The sequence below is a fragment of the Microbacterium sp. NPDC006705 genome, from assembly GCF_044903545.1.
In the GTDB taxonomy this organism is placed as follows: Bacteria; Actinomycetota; Actinomycetes; order Actinomycetales; family Microbacteriaceae; genus Microbacterium; species Microbacterium plantarum.
This window is the reverse complement of the sequence record NZ_JBJDQQ010000001.1, coordinates 1,421,107-1,438,988: the sequence shown is the minus strand read 5'-3', so window position 1 is coordinate 1,438,988 and position 17,882 is coordinate 1,421,107. Positions and strand designations below refer to the sequence as shown.

14 protein-coding genes are annotated in these 17,882 nt (G+C 71.0%); 4 read left to right on the top strand and 10 right to left on the bottom strand.

From position 1 onward, the window contains the following. Positions 1-89: 89 nt before the first annotated feature. From ACI2K6_RS06865 to ACI2K6_RS06840, 6 genes are all read right to left on the bottom strand, one after another. Complete coding sequence (locus ACI2K6_RS06865) at positions 90-1,508, bottom strand: rhamnulokinase family protein (protein WP_404568312.1); 1,419 nt, start codon at positions 1,506-1,508, stop codon at positions 90-92. A gap of 106 nt (positions 1,509-1,614) precedes the next feature. Next, positions 1,615-3,666: a bifunctional aldolase/short-chain dehydrogenase gene (locus ACI2K6_RS06860; RefSeq protein ID WP_404568311.1), complete on the bottom strand. Its 2,052-nt coding sequence runs from the start codon at positions 3,664-3,666 to the stop codon at positions 1,615-1,617. Between the two features lie 28 nt (positions 3,667-3,694). Continuing rightward, complete coding sequence (locus tag ACI2K6_RS06855; protein ID WP_404568310.1) at positions 3,695-4,555, bottom strand: alpha/beta hydrolase fold domain-containing protein; 861 nt, start codon at positions 4,553-4,555, stop codon at positions 3,695-3,697. Beyond that, a complete protein-coding gene (locus ACI2K6_RS06850; RefSeq protein ID WP_404568309.1) occupies positions 4,552-5,868 on the bottom strand; it encodes an MFS transporter in 1,317 nt (438 codons plus the stop codon). The genes ACI2K6_RS06855 and ACI2K6_RS06850 overlap by 4 nt, the downstream gene beginning before the upstream one ends. Next, positions 5,865-7,031, bottom strand: coding sequence for an L-rhamnose isomerase (gene rhaI, locus ACI2K6_RS06845; protein ID WP_378717170.1), 1,167 nt, complete (start codon positions 7,029-7,031; stop codon positions 5,865-5,867). Before rhaI ends, ACI2K6_RS06850 begins: the two co-directional genes overlap by 4 nt. Next, the gene (locus ACI2K6_RS06840; protein WP_404568308.1) at positions 7,028-7,453 is read right to left on the bottom strand and encodes an L-rhamnose mutarotase; all 426 of its coding nucleotides are present in this window, start codon (positions 7,451-7,453) and stop codon (positions 7,028-7,030) included. The genes rhaI and ACI2K6_RS06840 overlap by 4 nt, the downstream gene beginning before the upstream one ends. 128 nt (positions 7,454-7,581) lie before the next feature. Between ACI2K6_RS06840 and ACI2K6_RS06835 the strand changes: the two genes are divergently transcribed. After that, positions 7,582-8,586, top strand: coding sequence for a LacI family DNA-binding transcriptional regulator (locus ACI2K6_RS06835; RefSeq protein ID WP_274178305.1), 1,005 nt, complete (start codon positions 7,582-7,584; stop codon positions 8,584-8,586). A 229-nt stretch (positions 8,587-8,815) separates the two neighbouring features. Beyond that, positions 8,816-11,692, top strand: a complete 2,877-nt coding sequence (locus ACI2K6_RS06830; protein WP_404568307.1) for a rhamnogalacturonan lyase — start codon at positions 8,816-8,818, stop codon at positions 11,690-11,692. A gap of 128 nt (positions 11,693-11,820) precedes the next feature. Here ACI2K6_RS06830 and ACI2K6_RS06825 read toward each other — a convergent pair whose 3' ends face one another. Next, positions 11,821-13,161: an MFS transporter gene (locus tag ACI2K6_RS06825; RefSeq protein WP_274178306.1), complete on the bottom strand. Its 1,341-nt coding sequence runs from the start codon at positions 13,159-13,161 to the stop codon at positions 11,821-11,823. An 8-nt stretch (positions 13,162-13,169) separates the two neighbouring features. After that, complete coding sequence (locus ACI2K6_RS06820) at positions 13,170-13,628, bottom strand: MarR family winged helix-turn-helix transcriptional regulator (RefSeq protein WP_112616303.1); 459 nt, start codon at positions 13,626-13,628, stop codon at positions 13,170-13,172. An 83-nt stretch (positions 13,629-13,711) separates the two neighbouring features. Between ACI2K6_RS06820 and ACI2K6_RS06815 the strand changes: the two genes are divergently transcribed. Further along, entirely contained in the window at positions 13,712-14,557 is an 846-nt protein-coding gene (locus ACI2K6_RS06815; protein WP_274178307.1) for an alpha/beta fold hydrolase, read from the top strand. 22 nt (positions 14,558-14,579) lie between these two features. Here the strand turns inward: ACI2K6_RS06815 and ACI2K6_RS06810 are convergent, their stop codons facing one another. Continuing rightward, entirely contained in the window at positions 14,580-15,992 is a 1,413-nt protein-coding gene (locus ACI2K6_RS06810; protein ID WP_404568306.1) for an FtsX-like permease family protein, read from the bottom strand. Next, on the bottom strand, positions 15,989-16,732 hold the full coding sequence (locus tag ACI2K6_RS06805; protein WP_274178309.1) for an ABC transporter ATP-binding protein: 744 nt from the start codon (positions 16,730-16,732) through the stop codon (positions 15,989-15,991). The genes ACI2K6_RS06810 and ACI2K6_RS06805 overlap by 4 nt, the downstream gene beginning before the upstream one ends. A gap of 100 nt (positions 16,733-16,832) precedes the next feature. On the opposite strand from ACI2K6_RS06805, the gene ACI2K6_RS06800 reads away from it, so the two are divergent. Next, positions 16,833-17,882, top strand: coding sequence for a biotin/lipoate A/B protein ligase family protein (locus tag ACI2K6_RS06800; RefSeq protein WP_023952552.1), 1,050 nt, complete (start codon positions 16,833-16,835; stop codon positions 17,880-17,882).

Genomic DNA, 17,882 nt, shown 5'->3' with positions numbered 1-17,882 from the left:
GATCGGCGTGGCAGGAGTGGTGTCGGCGGCCGCCTGAGGCCACTCCCGCACCGCCGGTCCGGCGAATGTATCGCGAACGGGCTCCGCGGCTAGGCGCGGGGCTCGTAGCGACGCGGCGCGTGCGTGCGGGCGACGAGGTCACGCAGCGCCTCGAGCGAGCCCGAGACGAACCCCGCGGCGCGGGCCTGCACCAGGACGTTGCCGAGTGCCGTCGCCTCGACGGGGCCGGCGAGCACCGGCATCCCGGCGCGGTCGGCAGTGCGCTGGCACAGCAGCTCGTTGAGCGCCCCGCCGCCGACGATGTGGATCGTCCGTACGTCGACGCGGCCGAGGCGCGCGGCATCGGCCACGGCGTCGGCGAACGCCTGCGCGAGCGACTCGACGATCGACCGGGTGTACTCCGCTCGCGTGCGCGGCGGCGCGACGTCGTGCTCGGCGCACCAGGCGTCGATGCGCGAGGTCATCTCGCCGGGCGCGAGGAAACGCGGGTCGTTGACGTCGAAGACGACGCCGTCCGCCTCGCGTGCGGCGTCGAGCAGGGTCGGCAGATCGATGCGGTGTCCCTCGCGGCGCTCCCACTGCCGCACGGCCTCGCTCAGGACCCACAGGCCCATGACGTTGTGCAGGAGGCGCACGCGGCCGTCGACGCCGCCCTCGTTCGTGAAGTTCGCCTCGAGAGCGGCGCGGGTCAGCACGAGGTGGTCGACCTCGACGCCCACGAGACCCCACGTGCCGCACGAGATGTAGGCCGCGGCATCCGGCTGCATCGGCACGGCGACGACGGCCGAGGCGGTGTCGTGCGATCCGACGGCAGTCACGGGCGTGTCGCTCGGCGCCCCGATCGACGCTGCGACGTCCGCACGCAGCGGGCCCAGCCGATCGCCCGGCGCGATGAGCGGAGGGAGGATGCCGCGGGGGATGCCGAGCGCCGAGACGAGGGCGCCGTCCCACGAGGCCCGCAGCACCCGCAGGAGTCCGGTCGTCGACGCGTTGGTCTGCTCTGCACGGGCTTCGCCGGTCAGCCAGTACCCGACGAGGTCGGGTACGAGGAGGGCGGTGTCGGCGAACGCCAGCACCTTCGGGTCCTCAGCGGCGAGCTGGTACAGCGTGTTGAACGGCAGGAACTGTAGGCCGTTCCGCTCGAAGAGCTCGGCGTGCGGAAACCGCGCGTGCACGCTCTCGACCCCGCGGGCGGTGCGCTCGTCGCGATAGTGGAACGGTTCGCCCAGCATCCGCCCGCCGCGCAGCAACGCGTAGTCGACGGCCCACGAGTCGACCCCGATCGAGGCGATCTCGGGCGTCGCGCGGAAGGCCTCGCGCAGACCGCCCAGCACCGATCCGTACATCCCCACGAGGTTCCAGTGGAGGCCGTCGCCCGCGTGCACCGGATCGTTGGCGAACCGCGCCACCGTCTCGGTGCGGAGCGCGTCAGCCCCCACATGCCCGACGATGACCCGCCCGCTGGTGGCCCCGAGGTCAACCGCCACCACATTCCCTGATGCTCTCATCCGCGGCATCCTTCCCGCGAGTGCACGGCCTGTCGCCGAGCGCACGACTTCGAGGCGTGCGGATGCCGTGCACTCGGCGCGAAGCCGTGCATTCGAATGCCTGCCCTCATCGGAGGAAGGCGGCGGCGACGCCGGAGTCCACGGGGATGTGCAGGCCGGTCGTGCGGGAGAGCTCGGGGCCGGTGAGCACGAACACAGCATCGGCGACGTTCTCGGGGACGACCTCGCGCTTGAGGATCGTGCGGTTGGCGTAGAACTGGCCGAGGTCCTCCTCGTTGACGCCGTAGGTTGCGGCGCGGTTGGCGCCCCAGCCGGAGGCGAAGATGCCCGAGCCGCGCACGACGCCGTCGGGGTTGATGCCGTTGACGCGCACGCCGTGCTCGCCGAGCTCGACCGCCAGCAGCCGCACCTGGTGGGCCTGGTCGGCCTTCGTCGCCGAGTACGCGATGTTGTTGGGCCCGGCGAAGACGGAGTTCTTCGAGGAGATGTAGATGACGTCGCCGCCCATCCTCTGCTCGATGAGCGCCTTCGCCGCGGCCTTCGAGACGAGGAACGAGCCCTTGGCCATGACGTCGTGCTGAAGGTCCCAGTCCTTCTCGGTCGTCTCCAGCAGCGGCTTCGACAGCGACAGACCGGCGTTGTTGACGACGAGGTCGATGCCCCCGAACGCCAGCAGCGTCGCGTCGATCGCCGCCTGCACGCCGTCCGCGTCGGCGACGTTGGCTGCGACGCCGATCGCCACGTCGGTGCCGCCGAGCTCCGCGGCCGCGGCCTGCGCCTTCTCGAGGTCGAGGTCGGCGACGACGACGCATGCACCTTCAGCGGCGAGCCGGGTGGCGATGGCCTTGCCGATGCCGGATGCCGCTCCCGTGACGAACGCGATGCGTCCCTGGTGGGTCTTGGGCTTGGGCATCCGCTGGAGCTTGGCCTCTTCGAGGGCCCAGTACTCGATGCGGAACTTCTCCGCGTCCGAGATCGGCGCGTAGGTTGAGAGGGCCTCGGCGCCGCGCATGACGTTGACCGCGTTGATGTAGAACTCACCCGCAACGCGTGCGGTCTGCTTGTTCGCCCCGTACGAGAACATGCCCACGCCCGGAACCAGCACGATGAGCGGGTCGGCGCCGCGGATCGCCGGCGAGTCCGCGTCGGCATGTGCGTCGTAGTACGCCTGGTAGTCGGCGCGGTACTCGGCGTGCAGCTCGTGCAGGCGGGCGATCTGCTCCTCGGCCGTTGCCGTCGCGGGAACGTCGAGGATGAGGGGCTTGACCTTCGTGCGCAGGAAGTGGTCGGGGCAGCTCGTGCCCAAAGCAGCGAGGGCGGGAGCCTTCTCGGATGCCAGGAAGTCGAGCACGACGTCGGCATCGGTGTAGTGGCCGACCATGGGCTTGTCGGTCGAGGCGATGCCGCGGATCGTGGGCGCGAGGGCGGCTGCGCGGGCTCGGCGCTCAGTCTCGGGCAGCGCCTCGAACCCGGCGCGCACGCCGCCGAAGGGCTCGGCCGCGCCGTGCTCGTCGATGTATGCCTGCGCGGTCTCGATGATCCAGAGGCTGTTCGCCTCGGCTTCATCCGAGGTGTCGCCCCACGCCGTGATGCCGTGCCCGCCGAGGATGCAGCCGATCGCCTGCGGGTTCTGCGCCTTGATCTCTGCGATGTCGAGGCCGAGCTGGAAGCCCGGTCGCCGCCACGGCACCCAGACCACGCGCTGTGAACCGGTGCCGTCGCCGAAGATCCTCGCGGTCAGCTCTTCGCCGTCCGCGGCGGTCGCGATGGCGATGCCGGCGTCGGGGTGCAGGTGGTCGACGTGCGCGGCATCCACCAGCCCGTGCATCGCGGTGTCGATCGAGGGAGCCGCCCCGCCCTTGCCGTGCAGGCAGTAGTCGAACGCGGCGACCATCTCGTCCTCGCGCTCGACACCGGGGTACACGTTCACCAGCGCCCGCATCCGGTCGAGGCGCAGCACCGCGAGCCCCGACTCGGTCAGCGTGCCGAGGTCACCGCCCGATCCCTTGACCCACAGCAGCTCGACGGGCTCACCGGTGACGGGGTCGATGTCGGTGCCCTTGGCGGAGGTGTTGCCCCCGGCGTAGTTGGTGTTCTTCGGGTCGGAGCCCAGGCGGTTGCTGCGCGCGATGAGGTCGGCGGCTGCGGCGGAGGTCATGGCTTTCCTTCGGGGTAGGGAGGGGAGGTCAGGATGCGGCGAGGGCAGCGAATCGCTGCACGATGCGTGCCATCGATGCGGCGAAACCCGGATGCTCGGGCCGGTTGAGGTGGCCGTGATCGGTGCCCGGCTCGACGACGACGTCGACATCGCCGCCGGCGGCCCGCAGCGTCGCGGCGAACACGTCGCCCGAGACGCTCAGCTCGTCGATCTCGCTGTTGATCATGAGCGTCGGAGGGAAGCCACGCAGCTCGTCGGTCGACGCGAGGCCCGGAACGGCCGCGATCGGCGCGCCGATCACCGAGTGGCCGAGGTAGTTCTCGTACATCTCACGGACGATGTCGGCCCCGAACCGGTCGTGCTCGGGGTGAGCGGCGAGAGCGGCGCGCAGCGCGGGCCCGGGGGCGGGCTGCACGGCGAGGAGGGTGGGGTAGGCCAGCACGACGAGGCGGGGCAGGATGCCGCCCTCGCCGAGCAGGCGCAGAGTCGCGCCCGTCGCGAGGTTCGCGCCCGCGCTCGCGCCTCCGATCGCCAGGCGCGTCACACCGAGCTCCTCGGCGTGAGACGCCGCCCACTGCCAAGCCCGCAGGACGTCGTCGGATGCCGCCGGGTAGCGGTTGCCGCTGCGGTCGTCCGTCTGCTGGTCGGCGCCGTCCCACGCGGGCGGCACCGGGGCGAGGCGGTAGTCGACGGAGAAGACCGTCGTCCCCGCCGCGGCGAGCCCGCGAGCGACGGCATCCGCTTCGGGCATGTCGAGGTCGCCGAACGCGAAGCCGCCGCCGTGCATCCATACCAATCCGGTGCCGTCGGGTTCGGCCGCGCGGTAGAGCCGGATGAGCCCGCCCGCCTCGGACGTGGGCGAGGGCGCGGCCGGGGAGGGGGCGCTCACCGGGCGACCCGCTCTTCCGCGGGAGTCGGGACATGCCGGCCGTAGCGCTCGAGCTCGATGTCCTCGAGTGACTTGCCCTCGGTGTTCGGCGCCCAGATGGTTCCGATCAGCAGCGCGGCGACGAGCAGCCCGAGGATGATCACGCCGAGTCCGGCGAGTCCCAGTCCCGACAGCAGGACGGGGAAGACGAGGCTCAGGAGCCCGACCATGACCCGGGCGAGCATGAAGAGCACGCCCTGCGCGCTCGCGCGGTAGCGGGTGGCGAACAGCTCGGCGGTCCACAGACCGTAGAACGCCTGCGCCCCGACGCCGGCGGAGACACCCCACGCGACGGCGAAGAACAGCAGCGAGAACAGGCCCGGGGGAGCGTAGATCAGCACCGCCCACGCCACGACGCCGAGCGCCGCACCGCCGAGGTACAGCCACTTGCGGCGCACCCGGTCGCCGAAGCGCATGAAGCCGAAGAAAGTCGCGGCTGCCGTGAGGCTCCAGACGAGCACCTGCAGCAGGTTCTGCTGCATCGGGTCGTGGAGGCCCGCGGCGTCGTACACACGCGGCTGGAAGATGCCGGCCTGGCCCGCGACGGTGTTCCAGAGGCCGTAGACGCCGATGAGGAAGGCGAGGGCGCCCCAGTTATTCGGTTCCTTGAGCAAGCCCACGATGCCGGAGAAGAACGACGGGCGTTCGCCCGCGACGAGCGCGGCCTCGCGCTGGCTCTTCCACCGGCGCGACTCGGGGAGTCCGCGGCGCACCCACCACGTCACGGCGGCGATGACGAAGAGGTGGAAGAAGATCAGGCGCGAACCGAGCAGACCCAGCGGGCCGACGATGACCGCGAGCAGGAACCCGACCGCCGGGCCGATGGACCAGGCGAGTTGCGCCGTGCCCACGTGTGCGGCACGGTGCTCGTTGGGTGCCTCCTCGGCGATGTAGGTCCATGACGCCGGAACGCCCGCGCCGACCGCGATGCCCATGAGGATGACGCCGACGAGCAGGACCCCGAGGTTCGGTGCGAACGTGACGGCGAGAGCTCCGAGCATGAACACGATCAGGTCGTAGGTGTAGATGAACTTGCGGCCCAGGCGGTCGCAGAGGGGACCGCCGATCGCAGCGCCGATCGCGGCGCCGAAGGCGTTGGCCGACAGGGCGGCCACGATGCCGACGACCCCGTCGTCGAAGCCGAAGGCCTCCTGCCACAGCGTCAGACTCGTGGCGAGCGCGATGATCGCGCCGGCCTCGATGTAGTTCGACATGGCGACGGCGATCGTCGCCTTCCAGGCGCTCAGCGGGCGGCGGGTGCGGGTCGTGCTCATGCGCCCCACCCGGCCTGGGTGCCGCCGACGCGGTCGGCTTCGATCTTCTCCTGGTAGCCGGATGCCGCGTAGGCGGCCATCGGGTCGGCGGGAAGACCCCGCGACTCGCGCCACTCGGCCAGGGCCGGGCGGACGTCGGTGTAGAACGCGTCCATGAACACCGCCTGCGCCCCGAGGACGTCGTTCGCGGTGCGGGCGGCGGCGAGGGCGTCGGCGTCGATGAGCAGCGCGCGGGCGGTCATCTCCTGGACGTTGAGCACCGAGCGGATCTGGCCCGGGATCTTCGCCTCGATGTTGTGGCACTGGTCGAGCATGAAGACGACATCGGGGTTGTCGAAGCCGCCGCCGCGCAGCACCTCGACGAGGATGCGGAACAGCTGGAACGGGTCGGCCGCGCCCACGATGAGGTCGTCGTCGGCGTAGAAGCGGGAGTTGAAGTCGAACGAGCCGAGCTTGCCGAGGCGCAGCAGCTGCATGACGATGAACTCGATGTTCGTGCCGGGGGCGTGGTGCCCGGTGTCGAGGCAGACCATCGCGCGCTCGCCGAGCGCCGCCACCTGCACGTAGCTCGTCCCCCAGTCGGGGACGTCGGTGTGGTAGAACGACGGCTCGAAGAACTTGTACTCCAGCACCAGGCGCTGCTCGCCCGACAGGCGGTCGTAGATCCGCTGCAGCGAATCGGCCAGGCGGTCCTGACGCGCGCGCATGTCGTTCTGCCCGGGGTAGTTCGACCCCTCGGCCAGCCAGATCTTCAGGTCGCGGGAGCCCGTGGCATCCATCACGTCGATGCACTCGAGGTGGTGGTCGATGGCCTTGCGGCGGATCGCGTCATCCTCGTGGGTCAGCGCCCCGAACTTGTAGTCCTCGTCCTGGAACGTGTTCGAGTTGATCGTGCCGAGCGCAACGCCCAGATCCTCGGCGTGGCGGCGCAGGGCGCCGAAGTCGTGGACCTTGTCCCACGGGATGTGAAGCGCGACGGCCGGGGCGAGCCCGGTGACACGGTTCACCTCGGCGGCATCCGCGATCTTCTCGAACGGATCGCGCGGCGTGCCCGCGGTGGGGAACACGCGGAAGCGCGTGCCCGAGTTGCCGAACGCCCAGCTGGGCAGCTCGATGCCCTGGCGCTCGAGCAGGGCGAAGTGGTCGGGGGAAAGGGTGCTCACGATGCGTCGTCGCTTTCGTCGGGGTTTTCGGTGGATGTCGTCGGGGCCGTGCCGGTGGCGGTCGCCGCGCCGATGGCGGTCGCCGCGAGTTGGTCGTGCAGGTTGAAGACCTCGGTGAGGGGCGTGGCGGCCTGATCGGGACGCCCCTCGAGTCCGACGAAGAAGCGGGCCATCTCGGCTTCCCAGCGGGCTGCGACGGGCGACGCGGCGAGGTACGCCTGAGCCGCGGTGTCGTCGTCGACCTCGTAGTAGCCGATCAACCGGCCGCCCTCACCGAGGAACAGGGAGTAGTTGCGGCGGCCGGACGCGGCGATCTCCGCCAGCATCTCGGGCCAGACGGGGGTGTGCCGGGCGACGTACTCGTCGAGCAGGTCCGGATGGATCTGCAGCGAGAAGCAGACCCGGTGGGTAGATGCACTCATCGTCGAGGCTCCTTGGTGAGCTGGTGTGAATCGTTTCACGAGCGTAGCGGGTTGTGCGCGCGGGCACAAACGGCAAGCGCTTACCCACATCCTGCCGTTGCCGTCGTGCTCGCGCTACGGTGGTGTGCATGGCAGTGAGCGTGCGGGATGTCGCGGTCGCGGCATCCGTTTCGGTGGGGACCGTCTCGAACGTCCTCAACAACCCGACGCGCGTGTCGCCGGAGATGGTCGCGCGCGTGCAGCAGGCCATCGCCGATCTGGGGTTCGTCCGCAACGATGCGGCCCGACAGCTGCGGGCCGGACGCAGCCGGTCGATCGGCCTCGTGGTGCTCGACATCGGCAACCCGTTCTTCGCCGAGGTCGCGCGGGGCGCGGAGGAGCGTGCTGCCGAGAGCGGCATGGCGGTCCTGCTCAGCACGAGCGACGAGAAGCCCGAGCGCGAGTCGGCGTATCTCGACCTCTTCCGCGAGCAGCGCGTCAACGGCGTGCTCGTGACCCCCGCGAGCGACGGCCTGGACCGGTTGCGTGGGCTGCAGGCGGCGGGGGTCCCGGTCGTCCTCGTCGACCGCGAGGTGCCCGACGACGTCTTCGCCTCGGTGTCGGTCGACGACGTCGAGGGCGGCTATCTCGCCGTGTCGCACCTGCTGGCCCGCGGGCGTCGGCGCATCGCGTTCGTCCGCGGACCGGTGTCGATCCGTCAGGTCGCCGATCGTCTCGAGGGTGCGCGGCGCGCGGTGGCCGAAGTCGCCGGTGCCCACCTGGAAGAGCTCGCCGTGCCCGCCCTGTCGGTGCTGCACGGCCGTGCTGCCGGCGAGCAGCTGCGCGACCGCCGCGGAGAGGACCGCGTCGATGCCGTGTTCGCGGCGAACGACCTGCTCGCCGTCGGAGTGCTGCAGGCCTTCGCGGTCCTCGGGCAGCTTCGCGTGCCCGAGGAGGTCGCGCTCATCGGCTACGACGACATCGACTTCGCGTCGGCCACCGTCGTGCCGCTCAGCTCGATCCGCCAGCCCGCCCACGAGATCGGATACCGCGCCGTCGACCTCCTGCTGCGCGGCCTCGACGATCCCGCCGGCGAGCACGAGCGCCGCGTGCGCTTCCGCCCCGAGCTCGTCGTCCGCGACTCGACCGGCTGACCGCGGCATCCTGTCGCCCCGCGAGGCACCGTCGCCTCGCGGGGCCCTGTCGCCCCGCGAGGTCCCCGTTCGGCCGGTTCTGCGCGCCGCTTTACCGGCCCAAGTGGGACCTCGGCACCATCGGGTGGAGGCCGCGCGGACCGGATGAGAGAAGACTCATCGGCGCGCGGGGGAGGTGCGCCTAGGCTCATCGGAACGCAGGAAAGCGCATTCCGATGGGATCCATTCAATGAAGAACAGACTCCGCTCCTCGCTGCTCGCCGGCCTCGCCGCGGGCACGCTCGCCACGGCGACCCTCACGGTCGGGGGCGTCGCAACGCTTCCCGCGGCAGGGGTCGAGGCGCCGCCGTCCGCGCCGATACCGCGGCTCGAGACCCTCGATCGCGGCCTGGTCGCCGTGCCGACGGACGAGGGCGTCTTCCTCAGCTGGCGTCTGCTCGCGGGCGAGGCCAGCGGTGCCGGCGAGACCGGCCTCTCGGGCACCGACTTCGTCGTCTACCGCGACGACGTTCCGATCGCCACCGTCACCGACAGCACGAACTACCGCGACGACGCCGGGACGGCGGCATCCGTCTATCGCGTGGCGCCGGTCACGGCGGGCGTCGAGGCGGCGGCGAGCGAGGCCGCGATCGCGATGGATGCCGGCTTCCTCGACATCGCGCTGCAGCGGCCCGAAGGCGGCGTGACCCCGGCGGGCGAGGAGTACACCTACTCGGCCAACGACGTCTCCGTCGGTGACGTCGACGGTGACGGGCGCTACGAGTTCATCGTGAAGTGGGATCCCTCGAACTCCAAGGATGTCTCGCAGGTCGGGTACACCGGCGGGGTCTACATCGACACCTACAGCCTCGAGGGGCGCCTGCTGAACCGGCTCGACCTCGGTCCGAACATCCGTGCCGGCGCGCACTACACGCAGTTCCTCGTCTACGACTTCGACGGTGACGGCCGGTCGGAGACGATGCTCAAGACCGCGCCCGGGACGAAGTCGATCACCTACGCCGACGACGGCTCGGTGGCCTCGGAGCAGTACGTCACGATGCCGGACGAGGATGTCGCGGCGGGCTACGCCCACACCGATGACTACCGCATGAGCGCCGCCGACTACGCCGACCACCTCGAGGAGATGTTCCGCGGATGGTCGACGCGCGACGAAGTCGTCTCGGGCCAGTGGCCGGCCACCCTGGAAGAGGCCTTCGGCATCGAGCCGCGCTACGACTACCCGCTGTCGGATGCCGACGCCCGCGCCCTCGTCGATCACTTCATCGACGTGTACGCGCCGAGCCGCAGCGCCCGCAACGTCCTGCGGAACTTCGAGGGCTTCATCCTCGACGGGCCCGAGTACCTCACCGTCTTCGACGGCGAGAGCGGAGCCGAACTGCAGACCGTGCGCTACGAGCCGGACCGCGGCGACGACGGCCTGCTGTGGGGCGACTACGCGATGTCGCGCATCGAGCCCGGCAACCGGGTCGACCGGTTCCTGGCGGGCGTCGCCTATCTCGACGGTGAGCGCCCGTCGGCGGTGTTCGCTCGCGGTTACTACACCCGCACGACGATCGCGACCTACGACTGGGACGGCGAGAACCTCTCGAAACGGTGGTTCGTCGACAGTGGGCATGCCCCGATGACCAACCCGTTCAACGACGGTCCCCACGGGGTCGACGGCACCGATCCCGTGTACGGCTCGATCACGACGCAGGGCTTCCACAGTCTGTCGGCGGCGGATGTCGACGGAGACGGCCGCCACGAGATCGTCTACGGATCGGCGACGCTCGACGACGACGGCAGCCTGCTCTACAGCTCGTTCGCCGAGATGCCCGAGGGATCGGCGACGCCGGGCGAGATGGCGCGCCTCGGTCACGGCGACGCGATGCACGTCGCCGACATCGACCCGTCCCGCCCGGGTCTGGAGATCTTCACCGTGCACGAGGGCGGAGCGTACGCGCCGTACGGTACGGCACTGCGGGATGCCGCCACCGGCGAGGTCATCTTCGGCGCCTACTCGGGCCGTGACACCGGGCGCGGGATGATCGGCGACGTCCGCCCCGATGTGCCCGGCATGGAGGTCTGGTCGAGCATGCCCGGCGGAACGGATGCCTCGGGCCTGCTGACCGCCCAGGGCGAGGTGCTCTCGGCGGCGACGCCCGGCACCAACGCCTCGATCCGCTGGGGCGGCGACCTCACGACGCAGATCGTGAACGGCAGCGGTGACGTCACCCCGACGATCGATGACTGGGCGCGCGGCACCGTACTGACGGCATCCGGAACCCTCGCCAACAACGGCACGAAGGGCAACCCCGGACTCGTCGCCGACGTGCTGGGAGACTGGCGCGAAGAGCTGGTCGTGCGCACGGCCGACTCGTCGGCGCTGCGGGTGTACGTCTCGACCGAGGTGACCGAGCACAAGCTGTACACGCTCATGCACGATCCGCAGTACCGCGCCGAGGTCGCCCGTCAGCAGACGACCTACAACCAGCCGAGCTACACCGGCTTCCACCTCGCCTCGGGCATGGACTTCGCCGGTGTGCCGCTGCGGCCTGCTCCCGCGCCCGTCGCGACGCCCGGCATCGGGGTCGACTCGACCGGCGTCAACGTCACTTGGAAGACGACGGATGCCGGCGCCGAGGTCACCGGCTTCACCGTCATCCTCCGCTCGGAGGCGGGCGACATGATCGAGCAGCAGGTCGGGACCGAGGCTCGCTCTGCGCGGTTCGCGACGGTCCCGCCGGGGGAGTGGACCGCGACCGTCACGCCTGCGGGCACCTTCGGCTCGGCGGCGCAGTCGCAGCCGTCGGCGACGGCCACAGTGCGAGAGGGGCAGCCGGTGCCACTCCGAGTCAGCGCGCGGTCGCAGTGCGTCAACGGCGCGGTGCACGTCGCGGTCCATGCCGCGAATCAGGCGGGGGCGCCGGTCGACGTGCGGCTGGCCGCGGTCGGCGGCGAGCACGCGCAGCGGAAGGTCGCGGCGGCCGACGCGGCGTACCGGCTCTTCGACTCGGGCCGCGACTCGCTCGTGCCCGGGTCGGCGACCGTCACGGCGTATCAGTGGGTCGACGGTGTCGGCTACCACGCCACCTACGACGTGCCCTACTTCGCCCGGATGTGCTGAGGCGTCCCGCTCAGGCCTGATGCCCTGATACATCTGCAGGGCCGGAGTGACGGGTGGGGCCGGTGAGGCAGTGCGAATGCTCACCGGCCCCACCCGTCCGACGGATGTATCGGGCGCGGGCGCGGGCGTCAGCGGGAGCGGCGGGGGCGGTCGGACGTGGCGTCGGGCAGGGAGATGGGCGTCGTGCCCGCGACCTCGTCGCTGAACTCCTCCGGGGCGACGACCGAGATCGGACGCGTCTCGTCGAGCGAGAGGGCGAACCGGCGCGAGCTCGAGCGGTGCACGCGTCCGGAGACGAGCATCCACGTCACCCCGACCCCGAACGCGACGAAGGCGGCGACGGCACCGAGGCCGATGGCCGCGCGCGGCCCGAACTGGTCGGCGACCCACCCGACGATCGGCGCGCCGATGGGCGTGCCGCCCATGAGGATCGCCATGTACAGCGCGAGCACGCGGCCGCGCAGCGCCGGGTCGGTCGTGGTCTGCACGTACCCGTTGGCCGTCGTGAGGGTGGTCACGACCGCGAACCCGGTGAACATCAGGGTCACCGCGTACAGCCAGTAGTCCGGCATGAAGGCCGACACCGCTGCGGCGAGCGCGAAGAGTCCGGCGCCGAAGATCACGACGCGGATGCGGGCGCGATCGCGACGTGCTGCCATCAGGGCGCCCGCGAGCGATCCGATCGCCAGGATCGAGCTGAGGAGGCCGTACCCGTCGGCATCGCGTCCGAACTCGATCGCCATCGTCGAGGCGAAGATCGGGAAGTTCATACCGAAGGCGCCGAGGAGGAACACCATCGCGAACGTCACCATGAGGTCGGGGCGTCCGCGCACGTACCGGAAGCCGTCGGCGAGGCGCGCCGCGCCGGGAGAGGTGACCCGCGGGATGAGCTCGCCGGGTCGGATGAGGAACAGCGCCACGATCATCGCGAGGAACGTCGCCGCGTTGATGAAGAACACCCAGCCGGTGCCGACCGCGACGATGACGATTCCCGCGGCAGCGGGGCCGATCATGCGCGCTCCGTTGAAGGATGCCGCGTTGAGCGCGACCGCATTGGCCGCGATCTCGCGCGCGACGATGTCGGAGACGAACGCCTGGCGCGCCGGATTGTCGAAGGCCGAGATCATGCCGAGCGTGAACGCGAAGACGTACATGAGCGGGAGCGTCATGACGCCCGTGAGCAGCAGCGTGCCGATGACCAGCCCGACGAGCATGAGCGAGCTCTGCGTGACCACGAGCAGACGGCGCCGGTCGAAACGGTCGGCGACCCACCCGGTGACGCCCACGAGCAGGAGCGGCGGGGCGAACTGCAGCGCCATCGTGACGCCCATCGCTCCCGCGTCGTTGTCGGTGAGGCCGGTGAGGACGACCCAGCTGAGCGCTGTGGCCTGCATCCACGCGCCGACGTTCGACACGAGGGCGCCGAAGAACCACACCCGGTAGTTGAACACCGAGAAGGAGCGGAACATTGCGGAGCTCATCGGTCGGCCACCGCCCGCATGATGACGGCGGCGGCCGCGAGAGTCTCACGGTCGGCCGGTTCGAGCTCTTCCAGCGCGTGCTCGAGCCAGGAGTCGCGACGGCGGGTCGTCTCGATCACGACGGTGCGGCCCTCGTCGGTGAGGGCGATGTTCACCTTGCGGCGGTCGCCGTCGTCGGGTGTCCGGGTCAGGTACCCGAGCTCTTCGAGGTGGTTGACGGTGCGGTTCATCGACGGTGCCGATACGCGCTCGCGGTCGGCCAGCTCGCCGAGCGTGTGCGGACCGTGCACGTGCAGGTTCGCGAGCACGGCGTACTGCCCGTCGCTCATCGAATCGACGGCACGCTGCGCGCGGAGCCGCCGTGCGAGGCGGAAGGTCGCCATGCGGAGGTCGGTCGCGTCGTGCGCGAGATCGATGGCGGTCGGTGGGGCGGAAGCGGGGGAAGAGGTGCTCATCTGTGATGTTTAGCTTAGCTCATTAGTCTTGCTAACGGTCTGTGGTGTCCGGAATGCGACGGCCGGAAACGTAGACTCGCCGCATGCCCGAGTTCATCGACGCGCACGGGGTCGCGATCGTCTACGACATCCATCCCGCGCATGGCGAGCAGCGGGCCGTCGTGCAGCTGCTGCACGGTGTCGGCGAGCACGCGGGCCGGTATGCCGAACTCGCCGGGATCCTCACCGCAGCGGGCTTCACCGTCTACGCCGATGACCACCGGGGTCATGGCCGCACCGGCATCCGGCAGCACGGTGATCCGAGCAAGCTCGGCAAGCTCGGTCGGGGAGGGCTGCATGCCGCGCGCGACGCCTGCGCCGAGCTGACCCGCATCATCGAGCGCGACCATCCCGGGGCGCCGATCGTGCTCCTCGGCCACTCGTGGGGATCATTCCTCGCGCAGATGCTGTTCGACGACCGGCCCGAGGCATACGCGGCACTCGTGCTGTCGGGGTCGGCGCTGCGCTGGCCCGGATCGCTCAACTCGGGCGACCTGAACGCGCCGTGGAAGGCGCCCGGCGCGAACGGCGTCGAGTGGCTGAGCACGGATGCCGCCGTCCAGCAGAGCTTCCTGGACGACCCGCTCACGACGACGACCGCGCTGCCCCGCCTGTTCGGGCCGGTCGAGACGCTCAAGCTCATCGGCCGACCCCGACGCGACCTCGGTGTCGACGTCCCGGTGCTGCTCATGGTCGGCCGGGACGACACCGTCGGCGGGCCTCGCAGCGTCCATCGCCTCGCCGACGCCTACCGCACGCGATCGGGCCTGACGGATGTGACGACGCTCGTCTACCCCGGTGCTCGTCACGAGATCTTCAACGAGGCGGTCCGGGGCGACGTGCAGGCCGATCTGCTCGCCTGGCTCGACGCCCGCTTCCCGCGGGACTGAATCGCGGGAAGCAGCGTCGGTGTCACCCGGCGAGACCGCGTCGGATTGCCGTGACGAGCGGGCGTGACGCGAGGAGCGCCAGCGCGACCGCCCCGAAGCCCGCGACGAAGGTCGCCGCGATGACGGCCATCGTCAGCGGCGCGACGACCAGGCTGATCCCCACGACCGGGAGAGCCAGCGCCACGCCGACGACCGCTCCGCCGGCGGCAGCCCAGCGCAGGGGCAGCATCACCGTGATGCGACGTGCCCGAGCGAGTTCCGCGGGCTCCATGCCGAGCCGGTCGAGGCCCACGATGAGCTCGCGGTCGTCGAGCACCGACGCCGCCTGACTGACGCCCACCGAGGCGGCGAGCAGGACGAAGCCCGCCCCGAGGGTGACGAGGACGCCGGTGCGGATGTCGGCGAACAGCGTCATTCCAGGCTCGTCGCCGGCGATCTCGGTGAGCGCGATGCCGCTGCCCCCGACGACGGCGATGAACGAGATCATCGCGATGCTCGAGACTCGACGCCAGGCGGTGGGGGCATGTGCGGCGAGCTCCCGGCCGGCGATGAGCTGAGCAGCCGTCCGGGCGCGGCGTGCCATCGAGCGGCCGCGTGCGGCGACGATGGGCGTACCGATGAGGTTCACCAGAGCGAGGGCCCCGGCGAACAGAGCCAGCAGGAGGGCGATCGACGCTGCGGGGGCGAGGACCGCGCTCACGCTGCTGAACTGGGCCACGATCGTGCCGACGGCGACGATCGCGATCCCGGAGATCACGAGGGTGCGGGTGCGTCGCGGCGGCGCCTCGGTGCGGCGGCGCACGCCCAGTGGAGTGAGCCGCACGCGTCGCAGGCTCGCTGCCGCGCTCACCGTCGCGATGAGCCCGACGCCCAGGATGACGGCCAGGACGATCGGCCATCCGGCCCACACGGCGGCGGCACCGACGGGGCCACCGAAGAAGGGGAGCAGCCCGACCAGCGGCAGGGCGATGCCGTAGGCGGCGGCGCCGACCAGTGCTCCCGCGAACGCGACGGCGGATGCCTCACCCACCGCCATCGCTCCGACCTCGGTGTTGGTGGCGCCGAGGAGGCGCAGCGTCGAGAGCCGGTCGTTGCGGCGCCGGCTCGACAGGCGCGCGGCGGCAGCCCCGAGGGTTGCTGTCGGAACGGCGAGAAGGATGAGCGCGAGGACGCTGAGCACGCCGTAGAGGAAAGCCATCTGGCCCGTGCGCGGGTCGGTGAGGAACATGCGGGTGCCGCCCGCGACGATCAGCATGAGCATCGTCGTCACCGCGAAGGCGACCAGTGGCAGGACGATGGCCGCAGACCCTTGCCGCGCCGGCCGGGAGAGCAGGACCGTGAGAGCCGCGACGCGGCGCACACTGCCCGGTGTCTCCGTCGCTCGGGCCAGCGGGGTCGGAGGCTGCGGGAGCGAACCGGTCGCGACGACGCTCATCGGGTCACCTCGGCGGCTGCGGCCCCACGCGCGGGCGCGACGGACGAATCGACGATGCGTCCGTCGCGCATCCGGAGGACGCGGTCGCAGCGGCGCGCGACCTCCGCATCGTGGGTCACGACGACGAGGCTGCGGCCCTGGCCGGTGGTGGCGTGCAGCAGCGCATCGAGGACCTCCGCGGAGGTGGTGGAGTCGAGGGCGCCGGTCGGCTCGTCGGCGAACACCACGGGGGCTCCGGTCACCTGGGCGCGCGCGATGGCGACGCGCTGCGCCTGCCCGCCGGAGAGCTCGCCGATGCGCCGGTTCTCCATGCCGGCGAGGCCCAGGGCGCCGAGCCAGGCGGCGGCGTGCGCTTCGGCAGCAGCTCGCGCCGTGCCGACGAGGAGCAGCGGAAGGGCGGCGTTCTCGACGGCGGTGAGCTCGGGCAGCAGCAGGTGGTCCTGGAAGACGAAGCCGAGGCTGCTGCGACGTACGGCGGAGCGGTCGGCGTCGGGCATGCCGACGAGCTCCTGCGCCGGGGCGCCGGGAGCGGCGAGGCGGACGGAGCCGGCATCGGGCGAGATGATTGCGGCGAGGCAGTGCAGAAGCGTCGTCTTGCCCGACCCCGAGGCGCCCATGATCGCGACGGCCTCGCCGGCGCGCACGGTCAGGTCGACGCGGTCGAGCGCGGTGAGCGCCCCGTAGCGCTTCACGAGCCCGCGGGCTTCGAGGACGGGGGCGGAATCGATGGTGGGGTTCATGTCATCCACTTTTCCGAGCGGGGCCCGCGCCGTCGTCCGTCGCGAGGTGTAACGGCATCCGTCGGGCGACCGATCCTCCGCCCGGTCCTAGGCTGGACGCATGCACGGCGAATACAAGGTCCCCGGAGGAAAGCTGGTCGTCGTCGACCTCGAGGTGCGCGACGGCCGCATCGCCGATTTCCACCTGGCGGGCGACTTCTTCCTCGAGCCCGACGACGCGCTCGCCGACATCGATGCGGCAGTGACGGGCCTGCCCGAGGAGTCTGATGTCGCCACCATTGCCGCCGCCGTCCGTTCGGCGCTGCCCGACGGCGCCCAGCTGCTCGGCTTCACGCCCGAGTCGGTGGGCACTGCGGTGCGGCGCGCCATGATCACGGCCCCGGGCTGGCGCGAGTTCGACTGGGAGGTCGTCCACGACCGAGCCGTGTCGCCCAGCATGAACCTCGCGCTCGACGAGGTGCTGACCACCCGCGTCGGCGACGGCCGGCGGAACCCCACCCTGCGCATCTGGGAGTGGAACGAATCGGCCGTCGTGATCGGGTCGTTCCAGTCGTACCGCAACGAGGTCGACCCCGAGGGTGCCGCGAAGCACGGGTTCGACGTCGTGCGCCGCATCTCCGGCGGGGGAGCGATGATGATGGCGGCCAACTCGATCGTGACGTACTCGCTGTACGTGCCGGCATCCCTCGTTGCGGGGCTGACCTTCGCCGACTCGTACGCCTTCCTCGACGATTGGGTGCTCGAGGCACTCCGCTCACTCGGCATCGAGGCGACGTATCAGCCGCTCAACGACATCGCCTCACCGTCGGGCAAGATCGGCGGCGCCGCGCAGAAGCGTCTCGCGAACGGCGGGGTGCTCCACCACGCCACCCTGTCGTACGACATGGATGGTCAGGTCCTCACCGAGGTGCTGCGCATCGGCCGCGAAAAGCTCAGCGACAAGGGAACCGTCTCGGCCGCCAAGCGCGTCGACCCGCTGCGCAGCCAGACGGGTCTGCCTCGCGACGCGATCATCGAGCGGTTCATCGAGGTGTTCTCGAAGCGCTACGGCGCCGTGCCCGGCACGATCTCCGACGAGGAGTACGCCGAGGCCGAAGCGCTCGTCGAGTCCAAGTTCGCGACGGACGCCTGGCTCAAGCGCGTTCCCTGA